The organism is Clostridium sp. MD294 (assembly GCF_000364165.2).
Classification (GTDB): domain Bacteria; phylum Bacillota; class Clostridia; order Lachnospirales; family Anaerotignaceae; genus Coprocola.
On the sequence record NZ_CP097810.1, the window covers coordinates 1,436,859 to 1,463,634 of the forward strand.

A 26,776-nucleotide genomic window follows, 5' to 3' on the forward strand; every position below is an offset into this window, starting at 1 on the left:
GGGGTGTATTAGTATATGGAAGGGAAACGTATATTGTTAATAGAAGATGAGGTAAAACTAGCAAGATTTGTAGAATTAGAATTAAAATATGAAGGCTACGATATTACAGTAGTGCATGATGGCAGAGAAGGATTGGAGATATTTACAAATGGCGAATATGATATGATATTGCTGGATTTAATGCTTCCAGGATTGAGTGGCATTGAAATTTGCAGAAGAATAAGAAAAACATCTTCTGTTCCTATTATTATGCTTACGGCAAAAGATGAAGTAATGGATAAAGTGGCAGGATTGGATAGTGGAGCAGATGATTATTTGACAAAACCTTTTGCTATAGAGGAACTACTGGCAAGAATGAGAGTGGCATTTAAACATTGTAATCACAATCAAAATGATATGTCAAATAAAATATTAGTAGTCAATCACCTCTGTATTAATGTAGAGAAACGTATGGTTACAATACAAGATGTAGAAGTAGAATTGACAAAAAAAGAATTTGATTTACTGTTGTATTTGGTGCAAAACAAAAACATTGTATTAACAAGAGAACAAATATTAAATCAAGTGTGGGGATATAGCTATATAGGAGAAACGAATGTTGTTGATGTGTATATTCGTTATTTGCGTTCTAAAATAGATGAAGCATTTGGAGAAAAGTTTATACACACCATACGAGGAGTAGGATACTATGTCAAAGAGGAGTAAAGCTTTTTTTTCTAGTTTAACTATAACACATAAAATAACAATGATGTATGGAGGAATATTTTCGTTGTCATTGTTAATTATTAGTTTTTTTGTATTATTAAATGTTAATGTTATTGAACAAAACAATGCAAGAGAAGAAATTGTAAAAATAGTGCAAAATATAAATGATTATGTTGAAAAAAATGGTGCTTTATCGCAACAGTCACTAGATAGTATATTAAAAAATAAATATGTAGAAGTGAATGTTATTGATATAAAAAATCATAAAGTATATAAAAATTCTGTAGGAGAAGCCCCTCTTTTTATAAGACAAATACCGTCACAACAAATGGGAGAATGGGAAAAACCACAGTATTCTCGGCCAAAGGAATGGGAACAAAAAGGATTTAAAGTAAGTATTACAAAAGGATTTCATGTAGGAGGTAAAGAGTATTTTATTACAGATAGAGATGGTAAAGAATTTGTATTAGTAGAAAAAGAAATCAAATTTGGAGAAAATAACTATTTAGTGCAAGCATTTAAAATGCTTTCTAATGATAATTATTATTTTCATACATTTGAATTAAGATTGCTTTTGATAGATATATTAGGTATATTTTTATCTTTTTTGATAGGAAGATATATTAGTAGAAGAATGTTAAAACCAGTAGAGGAAATACAAAAAACAGCAGAGCTTATTAGTATAGAAGATTTAAGCCAAAGAATAGATACCAGTGGGCCAGAAGATGAAATGAAAGAGTTGGCAGAAACATTTAATTCTATGATTTCACGACTGGAAAATTCTTTTCAAAAACAAAATCAGTTTATATCAGATGCTTCTCATGAATTAAGAACACCTATTTCAGTAATACAAGGCTATGCCAATTTAATTAACCGTTGGGGAAAAAGTGACCCTACAGTATTGGAGGAGTCTATACAATCTATATTAGCAGAAACAGAACATATGAGTCAGCTTATTAAAAAATTACTTTTTTTAGCAAAAAGTGAACAAAATAAAATTACAGTGCAAAAAGAAGCATTTAGTTTAAATGAATTGGCAAAAGAGATTGTAAAAGAGATTGCTATTACAACAGAAGAAAAAAGAAATGTTGTAATAGAAGAAAAAGAAATAGTCGAAATTTATGCAGATAGTAGTATGATAAAGCAACTGTTGTGGATACATTGTGAAAATGCTTTAAAATATACAAAACAAAATAATACCATTATATTTCATATTTATAAAAAAGGTGATTATGGCTGTATAGACGTAGAGGATAATGGCGTAGGTATGGCAGAAGAAGACGTAACAAGAATATTTGACCGTTTTTATAGAGCAGATAAATCCAGAAATAAAGAAATACCTGGAACAGGTCTAGGACTTTCTATAGCGAAATGGATAGCAGAAAGAAATGATGGTAAAATTTCAGTAAAAAGTGAATTAGGAAAAGGTACTATATTTTATAATGCTTTTCCTTTGCAAAAAAAGAAATGTGAAAAAGGAAAGGAATGAAAAAATATGATACATAAAAAGTATATTGCTATGACATTGATTTTTGCTTTAACAATAAATACACTAACTGCTTTTGCACAGCAAATAAATACATTAGATTTTGTAACTGTGTTGGAAATACCTGAAAAACAAAATGCTGTAGTATTAACATTAGAGGAGGCAACACAAAAAGCATTGACACGTAGTACAACATTAAAAAATAGTAATATGGATTTGAATATCAGTGAGCAAAAATTAGAAGATGAACAAAATGATATTGCAAATGGCCATACATTTCAGCAACTTTTGCAGTATATCAGACAAAATGCAGAATATGCTTCTTCTAAACTTAATAGAGAAGTCACAGAAGAAAATGTAAAATTTTCATTAAAACAAGTTTATATTGATATTATAAATAAAGAAAGAGAAATTATATTATTAGAAAAAAGTATTAAAAATACAGAAAAAGAGTTGCTTATTACAAAAACAAAATCAAAATTAGGATTGATTTCAGAACAGGAATTGCAAAATCAATTGTTAAATTATCAAAAAGCACTAGAAAATGTGCAACAACAGCAAATGAATGTACAAACTGCCTATCAATCATTAGCGAAATTGATAGATGTAGATATTGATAAAAATTATCAAATTACATTAGAGCCAGTATATGAGCCTTTAGAAATGGAGTTATCTTTAGAAACTTATATCAAAAGTAAAATCAATACAGACCCTAATATTAAACAAAAACAAATTAGTTTAGAAACTGTAACAGCAGAGGCAAAATTTACACATAGTAGTGTGCCAGAAACTGTAACAGCAGACGAAGAAGCAGATAATAGTGTGGCAAAAGCAGAACTATCACTATCTGATGAAAAAGCAAATTTGAAAACAAAAATAGAAAATTGCTATGATAGTATTGTAAAATTAGAAACAAGCTATCAAAATAATTTATTAGAATTGGAAACATTAAAACAACAGTTGACCATTGCACAAAAAAAATATGAGTTACAACAAAATACAGAATTAGATGTGCTAAAAGCAGAACAAAGTATAGCAGAAAAAGAAAGTGAAATAATAGCACAAGTGTATGAACATATGCTTTTGATAGAACAATTTGAAAATTCTTATTTGTTATAATACGAAATGTGTTAATCATTTTATTTTAAACTCTCACTTATTACAAATAAATATAAATATAAAGTGTCGATTTATTCGGCACTTTTTTTGTTCTATATATTTATTTTGAGCATATATTATTGTAAGAAAGGAGGACGAACTATGGAAGAAGAAAAAATTCGTATGAGGAGAGAACTGATACAAAAAGCAAAACAGGGAAGGGCAATCAATAGAAAAAAAAATCCTCCAACAGCAAACAAACAATTTTTTTTATTTCGTATTTATGTTACTATGATGCTTGTAGCAGCAGCGGTTGTGCTTTCTTTTTTTGATACAAATACAGCAAAAACCATTACAGAAAGTTTAAAAGAAGCTATTGCCTATGAAATGCCTTTAGGAACAATACAAGAGTGGAAACAAAAAGCAATGACTGTATTTGAACAAAAAACAACACAGATACAAGATAATACACAGATACAGGACAATATGCAGATACAGGATAATACGCAAATACAACAACAGACACAAAATAATGCTCAAACACAACAACAAACAACACAAAAAAGTAATACCAATACATTTCAGCCAGATTTGAGCGAAAATAGTGGAAAAATACCCTAGAGAATTGGTAACAAAAAATGATATTACAAAGCAATATCAAACAGAGCAATGGATAGAACCTGTAAATGGCATTATTACTTCTTCTTGTGGAGAAAGAGAAAATCCTATACTGCAAAAAATGGAATATCACAATGGATTAGATATTGCTGTAGCAGAAAATACACAAGCAGTTGCAGTAAAAAGTGGTGTTGTAACAGAAGTAAGAAATTCAGAAACATTAGGAAAAGTGTTAAAATATCAAACAGAAGACGGCTATACTGTAATGTATGCTCATTTAAATGATGTTTTAGTAAAAAAGGGAGAAAATATAAAACAAGGCCAAATCGTGGCAATGACAGGAAATACAGGTTTGTCTACAGGTCCTCATATTCATTATAGTGTTTGGAGAGGGGATATGCTTATTAACCCTATGCAGTTTGTGAATTTAAAATATACAGAAGATGTCAAAGCAGAATATTTGGCGAGAGGTGTGAATTTACCGTGAAAAAAAAGTTTAAAATTAAAATACATATTTTGATTTTACCGTTGTTGTTGTTTTATTTATTTCAGGGCAATATTATGCTGTTTTTAGCTATGCTTTTTTTTGTAACACTTCATGAAATGGGGCATTGTATCACAGCATATTGTTTTGGAGCAAAAATAAAACAAATTTGGTTTACACCAATAGGAGAAAGGGCAATTATAAAGGGATTGGAAAAACTTTCTTTTATGAAAAGACAAATTGTATTTTTTTCAGGGCCTTTAGTAAGTATTATTATGGCAATAGTGTGCTTGTTATGTCATAGTACAATATTGGCAGTATTTAATGTTATTTTGGCAATATTTAATATTATGCCTTTTTTGCCATTAGATGGAGGAAATGCCATGCTGCATATTGCGGGTAGAAAGTATGGTATATTAAAAACTGCAAGTGTTATGGTAAAAATAAGTAAAGGATTTGGATATTTTTTAATGATAATAGGCACGTTGCAAGTGATATTGTATCCTTTTAATATTTCTATATTGCTAATAGGTTGTTATATTGTTTATAGTAATCAAAGAGAATATTTACAAATTACATATCAAACTTATCAGGCATTGCTTTCAGATAGTGCTACAATAAAACAAGTACAGCAAATTTATACAAAAAAAGATATAAAATTAGGAGAGCTGGTTGCAGCAATGCACTTTGATAAATACTTTTTTTATTGTTGTATGGTAAATGGAAAAATAGAATGGAAAAGTCAAAAAGAAATTATGGAATTGCTTTTAAAAAAAGGAGTAGAAGGATATGTCTGGCAATAAAAAACTCAACCTACTAAAAATAGGTTGGGTTTTTTGTATACAATATTATGAGATATTGTTTTCTTCTTCTAAATATTTTTTTAATTCATCAGCATGATTTTTACTTAAAGTACTGCCTCCTGTAAAAGCATATAAAAAATGATATAAAGAACCATCAAATGTATTTTGTATAAAATTTTGTGTCCAGTGTTTAATGTGTTCGGTTTTTGTTTGGGATTGAGGAGTTGGATAGTAATATTTTTTGTTTTTGGATACATCATATTGTAATGTACCTTTTTCAATTAGTTTTACTAAAAAAGTGTTTAATGTTTGCTTTTTCCAATTTTTTGATTTGTTTTCGTTAAAATAGTTTAATATTTCTGCCGCAATTAGTTTTTTATCTGTACTCCAGATATATTCCATAATTTCTATTTCTGTAGCAGATAAATTATATTTACTTTTGCTTTTATTTGACATATTGTTATCACCTCTTAGTTATTGTAAAATACTTTTTATAAAATCAAAAATTATGAAAGAGTATATTTTTATGTTAGTAATATCATATCATAATGTATACTAGAAGTAAATAGTATATTTTAAAATACTATGAAAAAAATGGAAAAACAACTTGCATTTTGAAAAAAAATAGTATATAGTATTAGTATAACGAATTCAGTAGACAAGTGACATACTAAAGGGGGAACATTATAATATGACAATAGCCAAAGAAAAAATATATGCTTTTTTTATTACAATATTTGTTGTTGCTTTGATAAATGGTGTGCTAGAATATTATACTACAAAGAATTATTATACTATTCCCTATTCAAAAATTGCTTCAGATGTACAAAAAAATATAGATGAAAATATTGTTGAAATAAAAGATAAACAGATAACAAAGGGCTCTGTAATGCTTTTGGCAAAAATGAAAAATAATACGACAAAATTATATCATTTCGAAAGAGGATATTTTACATTACGCTATCATTGTAATGTCTTTGAGAATGTAGATGACAGAATAATTTTGATAAGAAATAGATTTGAAGAATTTGAGTGTGAAATAGATAAATATGGTAAAATTGCAATCAATCCTGCAACATTTAGGGGAAGTATGAGCTTAACTGATTTGCTAAATAAGTGGTGTATACCGTTTTTGGCTATTGTTAAAATAGTAATTAGTATTATAGAAAGAAGAAAACAAAATTTGTTAGAATAAAAAAGACAGTAGGTAAAACCTACTGTTTTTTTATTACTCGTCCATAACATTTTTCATAGTGTATAAACCAGCTTTTTGACCAGCTAAAAATTTTGCTGCTTTTACTGCACCTACTGCAAAAATATCTTTTGACATTGCTTTGTGGTTGAATTCTATTACTTCGTCACGTCCAGCAAATATAATGTCATGTTCTCCTACAATCGTGCCACCTCTTACAGCATGAATACCGATTTCTGTTTTTTCTCTTTTTTCTCTTTTTTGAGAACGGTCAAAAATATAGTGATGTTGTTCTGAAAGAGATGATTTGATAGCATCAGCAATAGCAAGTGCTGTACCACTTGGAGCATCAATTTTTTGATTGTGGTGTTTTTCTAATATTTCAATGTCAAAACCAGCTTCTGATAATGTTTGAGCAACTTTTTCTACAATGTTGATTAAAAGATTGACACCAACAGACATATTAGCTGATTTTAATATCGCAACAGATTTGCTTGTTTGGTCAATTTGTTTTAACACTTCTTCAGAAATGCCTGTTGTACATATTACAGCAGGTATTTGTTTTTGTTTAGCAAATTCTAAAAGTGATGGAATAGCGGAAGCAGTAGAAAAGTCAATTATAACATCTGCTGCAACATCACAGTCAAAAATATTTTGAAATGTTTTGAAATTTGATTGCACTTGTCTAGGGTCTATACCAGCAACTATTTGACAAGAGGGGTCTTTTTCTACTACAGAAGCAACTACTTGCCCCATATGACCGCCACAACCGTGCATAATAATGTTTACCATAATATATGAAACTCCTTTCTTTTTGTAAAAAGGTGCAGTAAAAACTGCACCTTTAAACTGTTACTGCTAAAAATTATTGAATTAAACCATAATTTTTCATAGCATTTTTTAATCTTTCTACATTTGCCTCTTCCATTTCGCAAAGAGGAGCTTTACAAGAACCTACATTGAAGCCCATTAAATTGAGTGCTTTTTTAACTGGTATAGGATTTACTTCACAGAATAAAGCATTAATGAGTTCTATAGATTTTAATTGTAATTCAGCTGCACCTTTTGTGTCACCAGCAAGGAATTTTGCTGCCATATCGTGAGCATCTTTTGGAGCAACGTTAGCAAGTACAGAAATAATGCCTTTTCCGCCTAATGACATAATAGGAATGTTTTGGTCATCATTTCCAGAATATAAATCAAAATCTGTACCACAAAGTGCCGCAATTTGTGTAATATTTCCAAAATTACTACTTGCTTCTTTGATACCTACAATATTTTTTACTTTAGAAAGTTCATAGCAAGTTTGTGGTGCAATGTTTAAACCAGTACGACTAGGTACATTGTAAAGAATAATAGGTACATTTACACTGTTTGCAATAGCTGTATAATGTTGAATTAAGCCTTTTTGAGTTGTTTTGTTGTAATATGGTGTTACAAGAAGAAGTCCATCTGCACCAGCAGCTTCACAGCCTTTTGCTAATTCAATAGCGTGAGCGGTGTCGTTACTGCCTGCACCTGCAATAACAGGAATACGTTTATTTACTGTTTCAACAGTAAAGCGAACAGTTTCGATTTGTTCTTCATCTGTCATAGTAGATGCTTCACCAGTAGTACCACAAATGATAATAGCATCTGTACCATTTTCAATTTGAAATTCGAGTAATTCTTTTAATACGGGAAAGTTTACACTACCATCTTGTTGCATAGGTGTTATAATGGCAACACCAGAACCTGTAAATAAAGACATAAAAACACCTCCAAAAATAATTAAAAAAGTTTATTGCATATTTTCAATAATTACTTGAGCAATTTGAACTGCATTTGTTGCAGCACCTTTTCTAATGTTGTCTGCAACAACCCAAATATTAATACCATTATCAACGCTTTCATCACGACGAATTCTTCCAATATAAACTTCATCGTGACCAGCAGCATTGATAGCAAGAGGATATACATTGTTTTGTGGGTCATCTTCTAATATAATACCAGGTGCATTTTTTAATGTTTCAAATACTTCTTTCATATCAAAAGCATTTTCAAATTCAATGTTAATAGACTCACTGTGGCTATCAAAAACAGGAACACGCACTGTAGTTGCTGTTACTTTTAAGTCAGGGTGATGTAATATTTTTCTGGTTTCGTTAATCATTTTTTCTTCTTCTTTGGTATATCCATTTTCTAAGAAAACATCAATATGAGGTAAACAGTTGTTTGCAATAGGGTGAGGGAATTTTTGAGGAGCTTCTCCCTTTAAACCATTTTCCAAGTCTTTCCAGCCAGCAACACCTGCACCAGATACTGCTTGATATGTAGAATATACCACACGTTTGATTTTAAATTTATCGTCCAAAGGTTTTAATGCTACCATTGCTTGAATAGTGGAGCAGTTTGGATTAGCAATAATATTTTTGTGCCAACTAATGTCTTCTGGATTTACTTCTGGAACAATCAAAGGTACATTAGGATCCATTCTCCACTGAGAACTGTTGTCTATTACAATACAACCATGTTCTGCTGCAATAGGAGCATATTTTGCACTTATACTGCCTCCAGCAGAAAAAAGAGCAATGTCAATAGGTTTATCAAAAGAATGTTCATTTAATTCTTCTACAATATAGTCTTTTCCATTAAATGTTAGTGTAGAACCAGCGGAACGACTAGAAGCCATAACATAAAAATTATCTATAGGAAGTTGTCTTTCTTCTAATACTTTTAAAAACGTTCTGCCAACCATGCCTGTTGCACCAACTACTGCTAAATTTACTTTTTTCATATTGTTATTCACTCCTGATTATTAATAATACGTATTTTTGTAAAAAAAAAGCCGACTTACGCCGGAAAAAATCAGCAATACATTTGTAAAACTGATAATTTGTAGCGCTCCATCTTTAAAAAGATGACAGTCGTACAGCTATTAACTGCACAACCAGAAAGAGAAATATAAGGCTAGCTCTTTCTTCGGCAAATTTCCCTTTTCACAAACTTCTTTTGCTCCTTATAGCATTTGTCTGTGTACTATTGAAATATGCACCTCTACCTCATGTGGAATTATTAAACATTTTAGCATGAAAAGAATGTTATGTCAAATGTTTTTGACAAAAAAATAAATTTACAGTATAGAAAATAAAAACAAGAAAACAATAATGAATATAAAGTAGTTTAAGGAGTGAAAATATGAATAATAAAAAAATAACAGAAGAACAAAAACAGGCTATAGAAATGAAATATGAAATTGCAGGGGAGTTAGGACTTTTAGAAAAAGTCAAAAAAGTAGGTTGGAAAGGATTAAGTAGTAAAGAAAGTGGAAAAATAGGGGGGATTATGGGAAAGAGAAAAAGAGAAAAACAAAAAGACCAAAAACAACAATGTAAAAATTGATGTTGTGCTGTGAGAAGTATGAGGGGAAGCACTTTCATTTGTGAAAAATTCCCCTCGTTATTAAAAATATTTGTTTCTATACTGCTCTAAAAATAATATATATTGCAATTCAATTATATAAAGTGATAATATATATCATATGAAATTTAAAAAGGCAATGTATAAAGGAGTAGAAATATGGAGGCATATGAAGGATTTGCGTCAGTATATGATACATTTATGGAAGAAACAGACTATACTATGTGGGTGAATTATTTGCATCAAATTTGGCAAAAAGAAAATTGCCAGCCAAAATTGATAGCAGATTTAGGCTGTGGCACAGGAAATATCACACAAATATTAGCAAAACAGGGATATGATGTGATAGGCATTGATGTGTCAGAGGATATGTTGTCAGAAGCAAAAAAAAAGGCAGAAATAGAAAATTTAGACATATTGTATATTTTGCAGGATATGAGAGAATTTGAATTATATGGCACAGTAAATTGTATTATTAGTCTGTATGACAGTTTAAATTATATATTAGAGGAGCAGGAACTTTTAAAAGTATTTCGTTTAGTGAATAATTATCTGCACCCTAAAGGGCTGTTTATATTTGATATGAATACAGAATATAAATTCAAAGAAATATTAGCACAAAATTCTTTTGGAGAAACAAAACAAAATTCGGCATACATATGGGAAAACTATTATGATGAACAAGAAAAAATAAATGAATTTTATATGAATTTTTTTATAAAACAAAAAAATGGAAGTTATGAAAGAAAACAAGAATATCATTATGAAAAAGCATATGATATTGCTACTGTAAAAAAACTTTTGGAACAAAGTGGTTTAAAACTGTGTGCAGTATACGATGCGTTTACATTTGAGCCACCTAAGCCAGATAGTCAAAGAGTATATTTTGTAGCAAAAGAAGTACAAAAAAAAGAGCAATGTGATGTATTATAGGAGGAATGAAATAATGGAAGATAAATTAATTAGAGCTATAGGTGCAGATGGTGCAGTAAGAGCATTTGTTGCCTATACAAAAGATATGATACAACAAGCAAGAGTATTGCATAATACATCGCCTGTTGCAACAGCAGCATTAGGAAGATTGTTGACAGCAGGGGCAATAATGGGTTCTACATTAAAAGGAGAAAAAGATGTTATTACATTGCAAATAAAAGGCGATGGAGCATTACAGGGCATTGTAGTGACAGCGGATAGTAAAGCAAGAGCAAAAGGATATGTTTTTCAACCAAATGTAGAAATTGCAGATAAATATAAAGGAAAATTAAATGTAAGTGGTGCTATTGGTAATGGCGTATTGAGAGTGATAAAAGATATAGGCATGAAAGAGCCTTATTCTGGAGAAATAGAACTTGTGATAGGAGAAATTGCAGAAGATTTGACATATTATTTTGCACAGTCAGAACAAACACCTTCTGCAGTGGGATTAGGTGTGTTGATAGATAAAGATACTTCTGTAAAACAGGCAGGAGGATTTATTGTGCAGCTTATGCCAGATACAGAAGAAGAAGTAATTGCACAATTAGAAAAAAATATATCAAAAATGCCATATATCACAGATTTGTATGATATGGGAAAAACACCAGAGGAAATATTGCAAATATTGTTAGAAGGATTAGAACCTAAAATAACAGATAGTATACAGCCTAGTTTTTATTGTAATTGTACAAAAGAAAGAGTTGAAAGAGTGTTGATTAGTATAGGTAAACAAGAATTAGAAAAAATTATTACAGAAGATAAACAGGCAACATTGCATTGTCATTTTTGTGCAAAAGAGTATCATTTTGAACAACAGGAATTGATAAAACTTTTAGAAAGTGCAAAGTAAAGTGATATTATAAAAAGGAGGAGGTTATGAAAAGGGATTTTGTAGTAGCAGTAAAAGCAATTATTGTAAGAGAAAATAAAGTGCTTGTTCTTCGTCGTTCTGAAGAAGAAGTAAAACGTAGTTATGTAGATAGAAAAGAAAAATGGGATTTGCCTGGAGGAGGCATACATTATTTTGAACGTTCTGAGGAGGGACTTTTAAGAGAAATAAAAGAAGAAACAAGCTTATCAGTAAAAATTAAAAAACCGTTTAAGTTGTTTGATATTATAAAACCGCATATACATCTTTGTATATTTACATATGTTTGTGATTATGAGTATGGAGAAGTAGTATTAAGTGCAGAACATGATAGTTATTTTTGGTTAACATTGAAACAAGTACAACAATGGGATTTGCCAAAATGGTTAAAAAGGGACTTTGTAAATGTGCTTACAGAAATAGAAAGAAAATAATACTATGATATTGTGAGATTTGGCAGATAATTTTTTGTTATCTGCTTTTTTATAATTACTATAATGAAAGTAATTTATAGTATATATAAAGTGAATACAGAAAAAAGATATAATTTATTACATTTGTGATTATACTATACTATACAAAAGTATAGAATATAAAAAAGTGATTATTTTTATACAAAAATTTAAGAATAACTTTTTTGATATTGCATATATATTGCATAAACTTTTTTATAAAAAAATAGTAGTTTTCAATAAAGAAAATAGAAAAAAGCAATATCATTTTACAAAAGATAAAGTAGTTCAAGAGTAAAATAAAACATAATTTGACGAATATTTCACAATAAAAAAAATAAAAAGGGGGTATATGGAATGCTCTATATTAGAAACAAGTAGATATTGACAAATGTTTAGTGGTATTTTATTATATTATATGTAAAATGTTAAGAATTGTTATTAAAATATACTAAATTTCTATCAGGTATTTTATGGTAATAAAAATATCTGAACATTTTTATTGTTTAGTTTATTATATAAAAAAATGAAAATTAAGGGGGGAAAACGTATGGCATTTGAAGTTATGAAAGAAATTCTACAAGCAGAAAAGCAAGCAGAAGAAATATTAAAACAGGCCTCTGTAGAAAAGGAAACAATGAAGGCAGAAGCAATAGAAAAAAGTAGTAATATGATTGCGGAAGCCAAAAAAATGGCAAAACAAGCAAGTCAGCAAAAAATTGAAAAAGCCATTACAGACAGCCAGCCAAAAAAAGAGAAAATTTTGGCAGAAGCAACGCAGCATTGCGAAGAAATTAAACAAACTGCACAAACGAGGCTAGAACAAGCCGCAGATGCAGTGATTAGAAAGGTAGTGGGGTAAGATATGGCAATCGTAGAAATGAGTAAGCTTTCCATTATTGGTCTAAATGCAGACAAGCGTGCTATATTGCGTTTGCTGATAGAAAATGGTTTGGTGCAGATTGATGATAGTTCTTACCTGTTGGAAGAAGAATATGGTGAAACATTGCAAAGAGATAGTGCAGAGTCTGAGGTGATACAGCTTGACCAAAAAATATCACTTTTGACACAGTGCTTAGAAAGCATTAAAAAGTATGTCACAATAAAAAAGCCAATGTTTGCACCAAAAACAGAATATCATGCAATACAAAGTGAAATAGAAGAGGACAAAATATTTGAAACAGCAGTAAAAATCAATATGCTTCATAGAGATTTGGAAGCTGCTAAAAATGAAGAAAATGTAGCAATGATGAAAAAAGAAATACTTTTACCATGGGCTTCATTAGATGTTCCTCTGCATCAAATGGAAACAAAGTATAGCAAAATGATATTAGGAACATTTCCAACAACAATGAAATTAGTGCAAGTTCTACCAAAATTGGAAGAGGTAGCACTAGAAAGCATTGTGAATGTAGTAAAATCCGATAAGCAGTTTGACTATTGTTATGTTGTTGCACATAAGGAAGCTTATGAGAAAACAATGGAATTACTCAAAGAATTTGGATTTGTGCCAGCAACGCTGCCAAAAGTGGAAGGAACACCACAACAAGGTATTAAAGAACTTGAAAATCAAATTGAACAGCGTAAAAAAGAACAGGCACAGCTTGCAGAAAGCATTAAGCGTTATGCAAATACCATACCAGAATTGGAAAATCTTTACGACTATTACACAATACAAAGAGAAGAAAGAAAGGTACACGAAAAACTAGTAACAACACAAAACACATTTTGTTTAAGTGGCTGGCTTCCATATGAAAAAGCACAAGGCTTAAAACAAGAATTAGAGGGTAAATTTCATTGTTGTGTAGAAACAGAAAAAGGAAATGCAGAAGAAGGATACCCAATATTGTTGGAAAATAATAGTATTGTAACACCATTTGAAAGTGTTACAAATATGTATAGCTGTCCAAGTACAAAAGATATTGACCCCAATAGTATTATGTCTATATTCTATATTATATTTTTTGGTATGATGCTCAGTGACGCAGGCTATGGTATTATTATTGCACTTGTATGTTTCCTCATTGTAAAAAAAGGGAAGATGGGAAAAGGCGAGGGCAATTTATTTAAATTGCTTGGTTGGTGTGGCATTTCTACTGTAGTTTGGGGATTAATATTTGGTGGTGTGTTTGGAGATTTAATTAAAATTCCAGCTCTGATAAGTCCTTTAGATGATGTTATGATACTTATGGGAATGTCATTAGCATTTGGTATTGTGCATATTTATGTGGGTCTTGGTATAAAAGGATATATGTTAATAAGAGATGGCAAGGCATTAGATGCTCTTTTTGATGTAGGACTTTGGTATTTATTTATTACTGGAATTTGTCTTCTTGTAATACCTGTTGTGGCTGGACCTATAGGTATATTTGGAGAAATAGGAAAATACCTTGCAATAATAGGTGCAGTAGGATTGGTATTAACACAGGGAAGAAGCTTCAAAGGCATTGTCATGAAAGGATATAAAGGCGTAGCTAGTTTATATGGCATTACAAGCTATTTTGCAGATATACTTTCTTATTCTCGTTTGATGGCACTTTGTTTATCAACAGGAGTTATTGGTCAGGTTATCAATTTGTTGGGAGATATAGCGGGGCCTATACCAGCAATATTTATAGGTGTAATAGGTCATACAGCAAACTTGTTAATCAATGCTTTGGGTGCGTATGTGCATACAAGTAGATTGCAGTATGTTGAATTTTTTGGAAAATTCTTTGAAGGTGGCGGTATTCCGTTTACACCATTTAAAAGAAAAACAAAATATACTGCAATTCGTACAGAACAAAATTAAAATAATTTTAATGATACAAAAAAACAAAAAAGGAGATGTAAGTTATGGAATTTTTAAGTGCTATTTCTGATGGACAATTTTTAGCAATCGCAGGTGCAGCTATTGCAGCATTATTTGCAGGTATGGGTTCAGCAAAAGGAACATCAATCGCAGGTCAGGCAGCAGCAGGTGTTGTAACAGAAGACCCAGGTAAATTTGGACAGTTGTTAGTATTACAGTTGCTTCCAGGTACACAAGGTTTGTATGGATTTATTATTGCATTCTTGATACTTTCAAAAGCAGGTATTATAGGTGGAGCAGCAGTACCAACAGCAGCACAAGGCTTCCAACTTTTAGCAGCAGGTTTACCTATTGGTTTGGTTGGATATGTTTCTGGTATTTATCAAGGAAAAGCAGCAGCAGCAGGTGTAGGCATTGTAGCAAAAAAACCAGAAGAACTTGGTAAAGCAATTACATTTGCAGCTATCGTTGAAACATATGCACTTTTGGGCTTGCTGGTATCTTTCTTGGCATACAATGGTATTACAATAGGCTAATGAGAGAAAATAAAAATTGTAGAAGGAGGAAGCACTCCTATGAGTAGTGAAAAAAAGATAATAGATAAAATTGTAGCAGATGCTGTAGCAGAAAAAGCGAAAATATTAGAAAAATCAAAAAAAGAGGCAGATGCTGTAATCAGTAAAGCACAAGAACAGTCTGCTAAAATAATGGAAAATGAAGATGTTCTTTCTGATGCCGAAGCAGAAAAGGCAAGAGGAAAAGAAATTTCTGGTGCAGAAATGGAAGCAAAGAAAATGGTGCTTGCCACAAAACAGCAATGTGTAAAAATGGCATTAGATAGAGTAAAACAAAAACTTTCAGAGCTTTCAGAGCAAGAATATGTTGCAATGATTGGTGCTATGATAGAAACAGCAGAAAAGGGAGAGGAAATTATACTTTCTCAAAAAGATAAACAAAATGAGGCATTGATGTCAAAAATGGCAGAAAAGAATATTGTAGTAGCTGATGAAACAAGACCTTTAGAAGGTGGTTTTATTGTAAAAAAAGGCGAAATTGAATATAACTATTCTTTTGAAGCAATATTGACAGTAGAAAAAGAGAATATTGAACAAATTGCAGCAGAAATATTATTTGCGTAAGGAGGGTGTAAAATGGCAGAAGAAAAAATATATCCTTATGCTGTAGCACGAATACGTGTGCTGGAAAAAAACCTTCTGAGCAAACAGACGTTAAATCAAATGGCAGATGAGAGAGAGATAGAGAGCTGTTTGAGAACATTAACAGAATATGGCTATGATAGTGTGCCAGAAGGCAATGCGAGAGAGTTTGAGCAAGTGCTTTCTGCTGAATTGAGTAAAACATATGCAGTAATACGTGAGTTGGTGCCAGAGGAAAAATTTATAAATATTTTTCTATATAAAAATGACTATCAAAACTTGAAAGTTCTTTTAAAACAGGAAGTTTCTGGTATTGATGGAGCACAATATATTGTAAAGGGTGGCACAGAACCCGTAGAAAAATTAAAACAGTCCATACTGGATAGAAACTATACAGATTTGCCTAAAATAATGGGGGAAGCTATAGAGGAAGCATTAGAGCTTTATAGTAAAACACAAAGTGGACAAATGATAGATATTGCATTAGATAGAGGTGCATTCCGCCAGATGGCACAGTCAGCAAAAGAGTCTGAAAATACTTTTGTAATGGGCTATACAGCAAGAGTGTGCGATTTGACAAATCTGAAAAGTTTTTTAAGAATGAGGCATATGAATAAAGACTTTGGTGCATTTATGAATGTATTTGTAGAGGGTGGAGATATTTCATCATCTGTATTTTTTAATGCATATGGTACAGATAATCCAGTAGACCAGTTTAAAGGTACAAGATATGACCAAATATTTGAAATTGGTGTAGAGAAAGGATTTACAGAATTTGAAAAAATGTGTGATGACTTTATTATGGATTATGTAAAATCAGCAAAATATATTGCTTTAACATTAGAGCCATTGATTGCGTATTTGTATGCAAAAGAGTCAGAAATAAAAACAGTGCGTATTATATTAACAAGTAAACTCAACCAAATTAGCAGTGAAATTATTAAAGAAAGGGTGCGAGAGGCGTATGTATAAAGTAGGTATCATAGGCGACAAAGATAGTATTATGGGCTTTCTTGCACTTGGCATTGATATTTTTCCAGCTTATGAAGCAGATGATATTAAAAAAAATATAAGAAATTTGGTAGAAAAAGAATATGCTATTATATACATCACAGAGCAAGCGAGTCTTTTGGTACAGGAATATATTGCACGATATAAAGACAATAGATTACCAGCCATAATAATCATTCCTGGTATAGGAGGAAGTATGGGAATAGGTATGAATGAAGTAAGAGAGTCAGCAAAACGTGCCATAGGTGCAGATATATTGTTCAGTGAATAAAGGGACAGTATATGAAAAAAATAGAATGTGGGTGAGTATAAATATGAAAACAGGCACAGTCATAAAAGTGTCAGGTCCTCTTGTTGTAGCAGAGGGCATGAGAGAAGCCAATATGTTTGACGTTGTTCGTGTTTCTGAAAAACATTTGATTGGCGAAATTATTGAAATGCACGGAGAGAATGCTTCTATACAGGTATATGAAGAAACATCAGGACTTGGACCAGGAGAAGAAGTTGTGTCACTGGGTATGCCAATGAGCGTTGAACTTGGACCTGGTTTGATTTCAACGATTTATGATGGTATACAAAGACCATTAGAAAAATTGTATGAAGTATCTGGAACAAATATACAAAGAGGTGTAGAAGTAGACTCTTTAAATAGAGAAAAGAAATGGAAATTTGAGCCAGTAAAAAATATTGGCGATGAAGTTGTTGCAGGCGATATTATTGGTGCAGTACAAGAAACAGCAGTAGTAAGTTGTAAAATCATGGTACCTTATGGTGTTTCAGGTAAAATCAAAGAGATATTTATGGGAGATTTTACAGTAGAGGAAACTGTTTGTATTATTACAAATGAAAAAGGTGAAGATGTGCCTTTGACAATGATGCAAAAATGGCCTGTACGTAAAGAAAGACCATACAAAGAAAAACAATCACCAGACTCTTTACTTGTAACAGGACAGAGAGTTATTGACACATTTTTCCCTATTACAAAGGGCGGTGTTGCAGCTATTCCAGGACCATTCGGAAGTGGTAAAACAGTAACACAGCATCAGCTTGCAAAATGGGCAGATGCAGATATTGTTGTATATATTGGTTGTGGAGAACGTGGAAATGAAATGACAGACGTTTTGAATGAGTTTCCAGAATTGAAAGACCCTCGTACTGGGGAGTCATTGATGCAGAGAACAGTGCTGATTGCAAATACATCAGATATGCCTGTTGCGGCTCGTGAAGCATCTATTTATACAGGTATTACAATAGCAGAGTTCTTTAGAGATATGGGCTATAGTGTAGCACTTATGGCAGACTCCACATCACGTTGGGCAGAGGCATTGCGTGAAATGTCTGGACGTTTGGAAGAAATGCCTGGTGAAGAAGGTTACCCAGCTTATTTGGGAAGCCGTTTAGCACAGTTCTATGAAAGAGCCGGCAGAGTAATCTGTTTGGGAAATGAGGGCAGAATGGGAACATTGACAGCCATTGGTGCGGTATCCCCTCCTGGTGGTGACACATCTGAACCTGTTTCACAGGCAACACTGAGAATTGTAAAAGTATTCTGGGGATTGGACGCTTCATTAGCATATAAACGTCATTTCCCTGCAATTAACTGGCTGACAAGTTATTCATTGTATCAAGATAAAGTAGATGATTGGTCAGAAAGAAATGTTGATGAAAACTTTGCAAAACAAAGACAGGAAGCTATGAAACTTTTGCAAACAGAGGCAGAATTGCAAGAAATCGTGCAATTGGTTGGTGTAGACTCACTTTCTCATAGTGATAGATTGATATTGGAAACATCACGTTCTATTCGTGAGGACTTTTTGCATCAAAACTCTTTCCATGAAGTAGACACATATACTTCACTGCATAAACAATATAGAATGTTAAGATTGATATTGGAATTTTATAGAATTGCAGGAGAAGCTATTGCACAGGGCGTTTCTATTATAAAAATTTCAAAAATGTCAGTAATAGAAAGAATAGGCCGTGCAAAATATGTTGAAGAAGAAAATGTTGATAAAGCATATGATGAAATAGAAAAAGATATACAAACAGAAGTAGACGACTTAATTAAGAAAGGGGCTGAAGAATTATGATAAAAGAATATAAAAGTATTCAAGAAGTAGCAGGCCCTCTTATGGTAGTTACTGGCGTTGAAAATGTAAAATATGATGAGCTTGGCGAAATAGAACTTTCTAATGGTGAAATCAGAAGATGTAAAGTGTTGGAAGTCAATGGAGATAATGCTCTGGTGCAGCTTTTTGAGGCATCTACAGGTATTAACCTTTCTGAAAGTAAAGTACGCTTTTTGGGAAAAAGCCTTGACTTTGGTGTTTCTCCTGACATATTAGGACGTGTATTTAGTGGTATGGGAAAACCTATTGATGGTGGCCCTGAAATTATTCCAGAAAAACGTCTTGATGTAAATGGTGCACCTATTAACCCTGCGGCTAGAGAGTATCCAGCAGAATTTATACAAACAGGTGTATCTGCTATTGATGGTTTGAATACATTGGTTAGAGGTCAAAAATTGCCTATATTCTCTGCAGCTGGTTTGCCTCATGCAAATTTAGCAGTACAGATAGCAAGACAAGCAAAAGTTAGAGGTACAGACTCAAAATTCGCCGTTGTATTTGCGGCTGTAGGTATTACATTTGAAGACGCAGAATTCTTTATCAATGACTTTAAAGCAACAGGTGCCATTGACCGTTCTGTAGTGTTTGTAAATTTGGCAAATGACCCTGCTGTTGAACGTATTTCTACGCCAAAAATGGCATTGACAGCAGCAGAATATTTAGCATTTGAACAAGGTATGCACGTATTGGTTATTATTACAGATATTACAAACTATGCAGAGGCATTGCGTGAAATTTCTGCGGCGAAAAAAGAAGTTCCTGGTCGTAGAGGTTATCCTGGATATTTGTATACAGACTTGGCAACAATGTATGAAAGAGCTGGAAGAATGAAAGGAAAAGAAGGCTCTATTACAATGATACCTATACTAACAATGCCAGAAGAAGATAAAACACACCCTATACCTGACTTAACAGGATATATTACAGAAGGTCAGATAATACTGACAAGAGATTTGTATAAAAAAGGTGTAGAACCTCCTGTTGATGTTATGCCATCACTTTCCCGTTTGAAAGATAAAGGTATTGGTAAAGGTAAAACAAGAGAAGACCATGCAGATACTATGAACCAGTTGTTTGCAGCATATTCTAGAGGAAAAGATGCCAAAGAATTGATGGCGATACTTGGTGAGTCTGCACTTTCAGAAATCGATTTGATTTATGCAAAATTTGCTACAGAATTTGAAAATGAATATGTTTCACAAGGATTTAAAACAGATAGAACAATAGAGCAGACATTAGAAGTAGGCTGGAAATTGTTGCGTATGCTTCCTAAGAGTGAATTAAAACGTATTCGTGATGAATACTTGGAGAAATATTTGCCAGAGGGAGAGTGATAAACTGTGGCAAAATTAAATGTAAATCCAACCCGTATGGAAATGACACGATTAAAAAAGCAGTTAAAAACAGCTATAAGAGGTCATAAATTGTTAAAAGACAAATTGGACGAACTGATGAAGCAGTTTTTGGATATTGTCAAAGAAAATAAACGATTGAGAGAAGAAGCTGAAAAAGCATTAGATAGTGCTTATAAAAACTTTATTATCGCAAGAGCAGTGCTCAGTCAGGAATTTTTGGGAGAGGCTTTGATGATGCCAAAACAGTCTGTTGCTGTGGATGTTTCTGTAAAAAATATTATGAGTGTCAATGTACCTGTGTTTGATTTTAAAACAGAGGATAATCAATCAGATATATACCCTTATGGTCTTGCTTTTACTTCTGGTGAATTAGATAGTGCTATGGAGTCATTCTCTGATGCTATGCAACCATTGCTGCGTCTGGCAGAAAGTGAAAAAACAGCACAGCTTTTGGCACAAGAAATTGAAAAAACAAGAAGAAGAGTAAATGCACTTGAAAATGTCATGATACCAAATTATGAAGAAACCATAAAATATATTTCTATGAAATTAGAAGAAAATGACAGAGCAAGTACTACAAGATTGATGAAAGTAAAAGATATGATTGCGAAAAAGGCTATTGAAGAAAGAAGACAGAAAGATAAAGTTTTGCAGCAAGCATAATAAATAATACATGAAAAAAAACAGCAATACTGATGTAATTGAAAACAGTATTGCTGTTTTTATATTTATTCGTTTTTAAATTTTTGAAAATATTGTTCTGATTGTTGTTGTGTTAAATTAAATCTTTTTTGTAGTTTTTGTAAAATTTTTTATTTAGAATAACCCTATTCTAAATAGTCTATTATAAGTACTTTAATTACTTGTTTTTTATTTATTTCTCCATTTACTAATATAATTAAAATGATTATATCAATTTATTCAATAGAATATACTGTTGATTATTCGTTAGGAGTATAAGGTTTTGTTACATAACAGGCTCTACCGTTTTCTTTTGCTTTGTATAAAACATCATCTGTTTGTGATAATAAATATTTGACATCTTGAGGAAAAACAAATTGATATGCACCTATACTGCAACTAATTTTTCTATTAGGTAGTGTATCAGAAATAGCATAAAGAAATTGATCTAATTGCTGTTTTAGTTGTTGTTCTGAAAGTGGACTTTCAATAATAACAGCAAATTCGTCACCGCCAATTCTGCCTACTTTTCCATATTCACTAAATGTATTTTGTAAATTTGTTGCGATTGTTTTTAAAACTTTGTCACCTGTAGAATGTCCAAAAGTGTCGTTAATTGATTTAAAATAATCGGCATCTACAAACAAAAACCAACCCATTTTTTTTAAATCTGTATGATTTGTTTTTTGTGCTTTTTCACAATGATAAAGAAACATTCTTCTTCCCATTATACCAGTCAATTCATCTATTTCTCCCTTATATTCTTTGTATGACATATATTTGTAAATAGAAATCAATAAAACAACTGAAATAATGTTTAATGAAAACAAAGAAATTAAAAACTGTATTTGCAAAAGCAATAAATCAGCAGAAATAACATCAGATACTTCTATACCATGCCATTTCAGCATATAGTATTCTCTTTGAGAAAAATAGATTGCTGAAAAAATTGCCATACATAACATAGAAAATTCAAATAACACAAAAAGTAAATTCATTTTTTTAGAGGCGTAAGGATTTTGAACAGATTGATTGATATATGATTTAATACTTTGTATGGTATCACTTTGATAAATTGCCCAAAATAATTCAACCACAACAATACAAATGATTATAAAAATTATAGTGTTTAAATTCAAATGAAATGTAGAACTGTAATCATAACCAAATTCTGGAAATAATATTCCCATTGTGGTGTAGACAAATAAAGAGTGTACTTTAGGTGCAATAGCAGAAATCACACCTATCCATATACAATAATGTTTTCTTTTTCTTGCAAATGCAAAAGCAATTCCTACGAAAAGTCCAAAAAGTACCCTTGTTCCAATACTTAAAAAAAAGCTACTAATAGGAGAATTACTTAAAAAAGGAGAAAATATTGCATCAGAAGGCATAACATAAGAAGCTGATGCTTTGTACATACTAGAAAGTCCGAATAAAAATCCCATAATGATAGATTGTGTAGTACCTAAAAGACAGCCTGTTATCAAAATAGGAAGATATGCTATTGTAATAGAAATGGGTGCTATATGAATATATCCTAAAAAAGTAAATGACATGAGAAGTTCCATCGCAATTAGAAAGTAAAAAAAATAACGGTCAAAATAAGAAATACTCCATGACTTTTTTATTGTGTTCATAATATACCTCTTTCCAAATATCAATTATGGTTTTATGTTATTGTATTTGTATTCATAGAAATTATAACAAAAAAATAACTCTATGAAAAATAACAGCTAAACTGTTATAAAATTTGGCAATCATTTATCAAGTTATATCATTTTATGACATAATATTACAATTTTTTTGACATTATTTTGAATAATTACAAAATATAACTGAATAATTATAGTTTATTTTAAACAAAAAGTCAATATTTTGAAATAAAATAATACATCTGTAAAAAATCATTTCAAGGCACAAAATAAAAACGATATGCTTATAGCATATCGTTATTGTTCATATTGTGTTATTCATAACGTAATGCAGTAATGGGGTCAGATTTTGCAGCTTTTCTAGCAGGATATAATCCAAAGAAAATACCCACCAATGCAGAAAATGCAAAAGCCATAAGCATAACAGAAGGTTTTACAACAACATCAACGCCTAGTGCAGTGCCGCCTGCAATGACAATACCAGCACCTAAACTCGCACCTATAATGCCGCCTACTAAAGATATTACAGCGGACTCAATTAAAAATTGTGTTAAAACATCTCCTGTTCTGGCACCGAGTGCTTTTCTGATACCGATTTCTCTTGTTCTTTCTGTAACAGAAACAAGCATAATATTCATAATACCTATACCACCTACTACAAGTGAAATTGCTGCAATGGCTCCTACTGCTATAGAAAGTGTTCCTAGTATACTATCTGCTTCTCCCATAGCTTCCCTAGCAGAAGAATATCTGACATCTTCTGGTTGAGCATTTGTCATTCTTGCTACATAATTTGTAAATGTGCTTTGAAATGTAGCAGGGGCATTTTCAGATACAAACATATCAATCACCCAAACACCATTGATATTAATATCAAATATAATGCTTTCAGGCACATAGGCAAGACCTCTGGTGTTGTCTGTACCTCCCAATAATTTCATAAGTACAGACTGACTGTTTCTGTAAATGCCTACAATATTAAAATCATCTACAAATGTACCATTACCGCCTTGTGTGTATTTTACTTTCATTGTTTTGCCAACAACATCTGCCGTACCAAATAATTCTATAGCAGTAGCTTCTTCTAATACAATATTATTTTTTTTGCCTTCATAATCTTTGTCATTTAACATTCTTCCTGCTATAATATCTACTTTTTGCACTTTTTCATAACCGCCTCTTACACCTGTGCATACCATATCATAGTTTTTTCTACCATTGATAGCTGTAGCTGTTCCGCCTTCTCCTGCTGAAATATATTCAATACTGTCAGCAAATACAGAAGTAATTTCATTGAATTGGTCAGCAGTAAAATTTTCACTGTAATAATAATAGCCGTCAAATTTCATAACATAACAGCGTACTCTGTTTAGTCCAATTTCTTCATATTCTTTAGCGAACATACTTCTCATAGTATCACCAATAGAAACAATAGCTATAACGGAACTGATACCTATAATCATGCCTAACATAGTCAAAAAAGAACGCATTTTGTTTACTCTAATTGCGGTTAAAGCAAGTTTCATATTTTCCCATAAAAGCATTATGTATTTTCCCCCTTTCTGACATCACTCATAATTTGTCCGTCTTTAAAACGTATGACTCTGTTTGTAAATTCTGCAATGTCATCTTCATGTGTAACAATAATTACAGTGACACCTTCTTTGTTTAATTCTGTAAATAATTCCATAATTTCAACAGAGGAAGCAGTGTCTAAATTTCCTGTAGGTTCGTCAGCGAGTATAATAGGGGGGTCATTGGCGAGTGCTCTTGCAATCGCAACTCTTTGTCTTTGTCCTCCAGAAAGTTCTTGTGGTAAATGGTTTAGTCTTTTTTCAAGTCCTACTTTGCATAAAAGTTCTTTGGCTCTTTGATGTCTTTTTCTGTTTGCTACTTTGCCATATATCATAGGTAATTCTACATTTTTCATAGCAGAAGTTCTAGGAATTAAATGGAAAGATTGAAACACAAAACCGATTTTTTTGTTTCTGACAAGTGATAATTTATTTTCGGATAATTTTCCTACTTCAATGCCGTCTAAATAATAATGCCCATCTGTAGGCCTGTCTAAACAGCCTAATATATTCATTAGTGTAGATTTTCCAGAACCTGATTGTCCCATAATGGCAACATATTCTCCCTGTGTAATAGATAAATTGATTTTTTTAAGTGCGTGTACTTGTATAGAACCTGTATCGTAAATTTTATCTAAATCCTGTATTTTGATAATTTCATTCATATCATACACCTGCCTATTCTATGCTGTCTGATGGGGTATTGTCTGCATTTTCGGCATTGTCTTGTTCGTTGTTTTCTGTGTCGTCTTGTGTATTTTGTTCTTGATTGTTTTCTGTATCATTTTCTGTATTTTCGTCAGTACTTTCAATATTGCCTTGAGGATTTTCAACATCGGCTTTTGTATCCATTTGTTGCATCATTTCTGGAGTTGTAACAAGTGTTCCTTCTACTAAGTCAGGTGTTGGTGTTACAACAATGTTGTCACCTTCTTGAAGCATATCGCTAAATACTTCTACATTCAAATCGTTTTCTACACCTGTTGTAATGGGTATTACTTCAATTTTATTTTCGCTGTTTACACGTAATACGGATATAGTACCATCTTCATTTTGTTGTAAACATTCTAAAGGTAGTATGAGTGTGTCATTGCTTTGTGAAATTAATATTTCTGCTTTGGCATTGATACCTGCAATAAGTCCTTTGGTATCTCCAGTGATGCGTACAGTAGTAGGGATTACTCTTTCTGTAGAACCAGCTTTTTCTTCTCCAGTAGGGGAAATTCTGTCTACAATACCCTCTACTGTTTCACCTTTTAATATATCTGCTGTAATAGTAGCAGTTTGTCCTATTTCAATTTTGCCTATGTCATATTCGCTTACAAGAATATCCATTTCTAATTGGTCAATATTTTCTACTACAAACATAGGTTTGTCGTCATCTGTATCATCTGCAAATCTGCCTAGTTTAATATTTACTCTTGTAATTGTGCCATCAATAGGGCTTACAATTTGACATTCTTCCAAATCCTTTCTTTTGTTATTTAATTCTGTTTGGAGCATAGCAATGTTTTTTGCACGAGAGCCGGCGGAATTGTCTGCAGAATTTTCTATACTTTTTAAATCTGCTGCAGTTGCAACAACTTTGCCATCTTCTACAGTATAACTGTCTACAGCTTGTTGTGCAGCGTCATATGTATTTTGTATTTCTTTGAGTGCTTCTTCTGTTTCTATGCCTGCATCTACTAATGTTTTTATGTTGTCATATTTTCTTTTGATTTCATCTCTGTCTAATACTGCTTTTTCATATGCTGTTTGTTGGTCTTTGAGTTTGTCTTCTAATTGTGCCTTAGCTAATTCTACATTTTGGGCACTGCGAGAACTTGCTTCACTGCTTTCCACTTTTGCTAGTGCTAATTGGTCTTCTGCTCTTTTGATTTCTTCTTTTAATGTGTCAGACTCTAATACAGCAAGTACTTGCCCTCTTTTTACTCTGTCGCCTTCTTTGACATTGAGTTGTAATACTTCATAGTGTAATCTGGAAACAATTTCTGCACTTTCTGTGCCTTCTAATGCTGCCCTTAATGAAATACTTTCTTTTATATCGCCTTTTAGTACAGAGGCAGTATTTACTATAGTGGGCATTTCTGTATGATTGGTATTTGATTTTTTATAATATACAATTCCTGCAATTAAACAAATTACGATTGCAATAGCAATTCCTTTTTTGTGTGCTGTTATTTTTTGTTTCATGTTACATTCCTCACCTTTCTAGTATGTTATAACGCTGAAATTAATACGATATGATTTTAAAAATCACTTCAAAAAAATCATATTTTTTATATATTATATAGTATACAATAAAAATATTAATTTTTTAAAAGAAAAATCTTACATTTTCTA

28 protein-coding genes and 1 riboswitch are annotated in these 26,776 nt (G+C 31.8%); of the genes, 20 read left to right on the forward strand and 8 right to left on the reverse strand.

All coding sequences use genetic code 11. The features are described from left to right. Window positions 1–15 precede the first annotated feature (15 nt). From C820_RS07085 to C820_RS07110, 6 genes are all read left to right on the forward strand, one after another. Window positions 16–705 carry a response regulator transcription factor gene (locus C820_RS07085; RefSeq protein WP_004038608.1) on the forward strand — a complete coding sequence of 230 codons (690 nt, stop codon included), beginning with the start codon at window positions 16–18 and terminating at the stop codon, window positions 703–705. Further along, a complete protein-coding gene (locus C820_RS07090; protein WP_004038607.1) occupies window positions 689–2,194 on the forward strand; it encodes a sensor histidine kinase in 1,506 nt (501 codons plus the stop codon). Before C820_RS07085 ends, C820_RS07090 begins: the two co-directional genes overlap by 17 nt. A gap of 6 nt (window positions 2,195–2,200) precedes the next feature. Beyond that, the gene (locus tag C820_RS07095) at window positions 2,201–3,310 is read left to right on the forward strand and encodes a TolC family protein (protein WP_004038605.1); all 1,110 of its coding nucleotides are present in this window, start codon (window positions 2,201–2,203) and stop codon (window positions 3,308–3,310) included. A 141-nt stretch (window positions 3,311–3,451) separates the two neighbouring features. Beyond that, a complete protein-coding gene (locus tag C820_RS07100; protein ID WP_004038603.1) occupies window positions 3,452–3,910 on the forward strand; it encodes a hypothetical protein in 459 nt (152 codons plus the stop codon). Then, window positions 3,894–4,394 carry a M23 family metallopeptidase gene (locus tag C820_RS07105; RefSeq protein WP_004038601.1) on the forward strand — a complete coding sequence of 167 codons (501 nt, stop codon included), beginning with the start codon at window positions 3,894–3,896 and terminating at the stop codon, window positions 4,392–4,394. Before C820_RS07100 ends, C820_RS07105 begins: the two co-directional genes overlap by 17 nt. Next, complete coding sequence (locus C820_RS07110) at window positions 4,391–5,194, forward strand: site-2 protease family protein (RefSeq protein ID WP_004038598.1); 804 nt, start codon at window positions 4,391–4,393, stop codon at window positions 5,192–5,194. Before C820_RS07105 ends, C820_RS07110 begins: the two co-directional genes overlap by 4 nt. A gap of 45 nt (window positions 5,195–5,239) precedes the next feature. Here C820_RS07110 and C820_RS07115 read toward each other — a convergent pair whose 3' ends face one another. Continuing rightward, window positions 5,240–5,650: a BlaI/MecI/CopY family transcriptional regulator gene (locus C820_RS07115; RefSeq protein WP_004038591.1), complete on the reverse strand. Its 411-nt coding sequence runs from the start codon at window positions 5,648–5,650 to the stop codon at window positions 5,240–5,242. 235 nt (window positions 5,651–5,885) lie between these two features. On the opposite strand from C820_RS07115, the gene C820_RS07120 reads away from it, so the two are divergent. After that, entirely contained in the window at window positions 5,886–6,389 is a 504-nt protein-coding gene (locus C820_RS07120) for a hypothetical protein (RefSeq protein ID WP_004038589.1), read from the forward strand. Between the two features lie 33 nt (window positions 6,390–6,422). Here the strand turns inward: C820_RS07120 and dapB are convergent, their stop codons facing one another. The 3 genes from dapB to C820_RS07135 all read right to left on the reverse strand — a co-directional run bounded on the left by dapB (window position 6,423) and on the right by C820_RS07135 (window position 9,162). Beyond that, window positions 6,423–7,178 (reverse strand): 4-hydroxy-tetrahydrodipicolinate reductase, encoded by a 756-nt coding sequence (gene dapB, locus C820_RS07125; RefSeq protein ID WP_004038587.1) that lies wholly within the window; start codon window positions 7,176–7,178, stop codon window positions 6,423–6,425. A gap of 73 nt (window positions 7,179–7,251) precedes the next feature. Next, window positions 7,252–8,136: a 4-hydroxy-tetrahydrodipicolinate synthase gene (dapA, locus tag C820_RS07130; RefSeq protein ID WP_004038585.1), complete on the reverse strand. Its 885-nt coding sequence runs from the start codon at window positions 8,134–8,136 to the stop codon at window positions 7,252–7,254. Window positions 8,137–8,166: 30 nt separating this feature from the next. Next, window positions 8,167–9,162 carry an aspartate-semialdehyde dehydrogenase gene (locus C820_RS07135; protein WP_004038583.1) on the reverse strand — a complete coding sequence of 332 codons (996 nt, stop codon included), beginning with the start codon at window positions 9,160–9,162 and terminating at the stop codon, window positions 8,167–8,169. Between the two features lie 94 nt (window positions 9,163–9,256). Beyond that, window positions 9,257–9,433: riboswitch (Lysine riboswitch) on the reverse strand. A 130-nt stretch (window positions 9,434–9,563) separates the two neighbouring features. Between C820_RS07135 and C820_RS07140 the strand changes: the two genes are divergently transcribed. From C820_RS07140 to C820_RS07200, 13 genes are all read left to right on the forward strand, one after another. Then, complete coding sequence (locus tag C820_RS07140) at window positions 9,564–9,767, forward strand: alpha/beta-type small acid-soluble spore protein (protein ID WP_004038581.1); 204 nt, start codon at window positions 9,564–9,566, stop codon at window positions 9,765–9,767. Window positions 9,768–9,944: 177 nt separating this feature from the next. Next, window positions 9,945–10,718, forward strand: coding sequence for a class I SAM-dependent DNA methyltransferase (locus C820_RS07145; RefSeq protein ID WP_004038579.1), 774 nt, complete (start codon window positions 9,945–9,947; stop codon window positions 10,716–10,718). A gap of 13 nt (window positions 10,719–10,731) precedes the next feature. Beyond that, window positions 10,732–11,610 (forward strand): Hsp33 family molecular chaperone HslO, encoded by an 879-nt coding sequence (gene hslO / locus C820_RS07150; RefSeq protein WP_004038577.1) that lies wholly within the window; start codon window positions 10,732–10,734, stop codon window positions 11,608–11,610. A gap of 26 nt (window positions 11,611–11,636) precedes the next feature. Next, entirely contained in the window at window positions 11,637–12,062 is a 426-nt protein-coding gene (locus C820_RS07155) for an NUDIX domain-containing protein (RefSeq protein ID WP_004038576.1), read from the forward strand. Between the two features lie 568 nt (window positions 12,063–12,630). Further along, window positions 12,631–12,942, forward strand: a complete 312-nt coding sequence (locus C820_RS07160) for a hypothetical protein (protein WP_004038575.1) — start codon at window positions 12,631–12,633, stop codon at window positions 12,940–12,942. A 3-nt stretch (window positions 12,943–12,945) separates the two neighbouring features. Then, window positions 12,946–14,871 (forward strand): V-type ATP synthase subunit I, encoded by a 1,926-nt coding sequence (locus C820_RS07165; RefSeq protein WP_004038573.1) that lies wholly within the window; start codon window positions 12,946–12,948, stop codon window positions 14,869–14,871. Between the two features lie 44 nt (window positions 14,872–14,915). Continuing rightward, entirely contained in the window at window positions 14,916–15,407 is a 492-nt protein-coding gene (locus C820_RS07170) for a V-type ATP synthase subunit K (protein ID WP_004038571.1), read from the forward strand. A 39-nt stretch (window positions 15,408–15,446) separates the two neighbouring features. After that, window positions 15,447–16,010 (forward strand): V-type ATP synthase subunit E, encoded by a 564-nt coding sequence (locus C820_RS07175; protein ID WP_004038569.1) that lies wholly within the window; start codon window positions 15,447–15,449, stop codon window positions 16,008–16,010. 12 nt (window positions 16,011–16,022) lie between these two features. Next, window positions 16,023–17,000 carry a V-type ATP synthase subunit C gene (locus tag C820_RS07180; protein WP_004038568.1) on the forward strand — a complete coding sequence of 326 codons (978 nt, stop codon included), beginning with the start codon at window positions 16,023–16,025 and terminating at the stop codon, window positions 16,998–17,000. Then, window positions 16,993–17,310, forward strand: coding sequence for a V-type ATP synthase subunit F (locus C820_RS07185; protein ID WP_004038567.1), 318 nt, complete (start codon window positions 16,993–16,995; stop codon window positions 17,308–17,310). Before C820_RS07180 ends, C820_RS07185 begins: the two co-directional genes overlap by 8 nt. Before the next feature lie 43 nt (window positions 17,311–17,353). After that, the gene (locus C820_RS07190) at window positions 17,354–19,129 is read left to right on the forward strand and encodes a V-type ATP synthase subunit A (RefSeq protein ID WP_004038566.1); all 1,776 of its coding nucleotides are present in this window, start codon (window positions 17,354–17,356) and stop codon (window positions 19,127–19,129) included. Then, entirely contained in the window at window positions 19,126–20,502 is a 1,377-nt protein-coding gene (locus C820_RS07195) for a V-type ATP synthase subunit B (RefSeq protein WP_004038561.1), read from the forward strand. The genes C820_RS07190 and C820_RS07195 overlap by 4 nt, the downstream gene beginning before the upstream one ends. A 6-nt stretch (window positions 20,503–20,508) precedes the next feature. After that, the gene (locus C820_RS07200; protein ID WP_004038559.1) at window positions 20,509–21,186 is read left to right on the forward strand and encodes a V-type ATP synthase subunit D; all 678 of its coding nucleotides are present in this window, start codon (window positions 20,509–20,511) and stop codon (window positions 21,184–21,186) included. A gap of 278 nt (window positions 21,187–21,464) precedes the next feature. Here the strand turns inward: C820_RS07200 and C820_RS07205 are convergent, their stop codons facing one another. The 4 genes from C820_RS07205 to C820_RS07220 form a co-directional block, all read right to left on the reverse strand. Further along, window positions 21,465–22,844, reverse strand: a complete 1,380-nt coding sequence (locus C820_RS07205) for a diguanylate cyclase domain-containing protein (protein WP_004038557.1) — start codon at window positions 22,842–22,844, stop codon at window positions 21,465–21,467. A gap of 329 nt (window positions 22,845–23,173) precedes the next feature. After that, entirely contained in the window at window positions 23,174–24,403 is a 1,230-nt protein-coding gene (locus C820_RS07210) for an ABC transporter permease (protein ID WP_004038556.1), read from the reverse strand. Next, complete coding sequence (locus C820_RS07215) at window positions 24,403–25,098, reverse strand: ABC transporter ATP-binding protein (RefSeq protein WP_004038554.1); 696 nt, start codon at window positions 25,096–25,098, stop codon at window positions 24,403–24,405. The genes C820_RS07210 and C820_RS07215 overlap by 1 nt, the downstream gene beginning before the upstream one ends. Window positions 25,099–25,111: 13 nt before the next feature. Then, window positions 25,112–26,626 carry an efflux RND transporter periplasmic adaptor subunit gene (locus tag C820_RS07220; RefSeq protein WP_004038552.1) on the reverse strand — a complete coding sequence of 505 codons (1,515 nt, stop codon included), beginning with the start codon at window positions 26,624–26,626 and terminating at the stop codon, window positions 25,112–25,114. Window positions 26,627–26,776 lie beyond the last annotated feature (150 nt).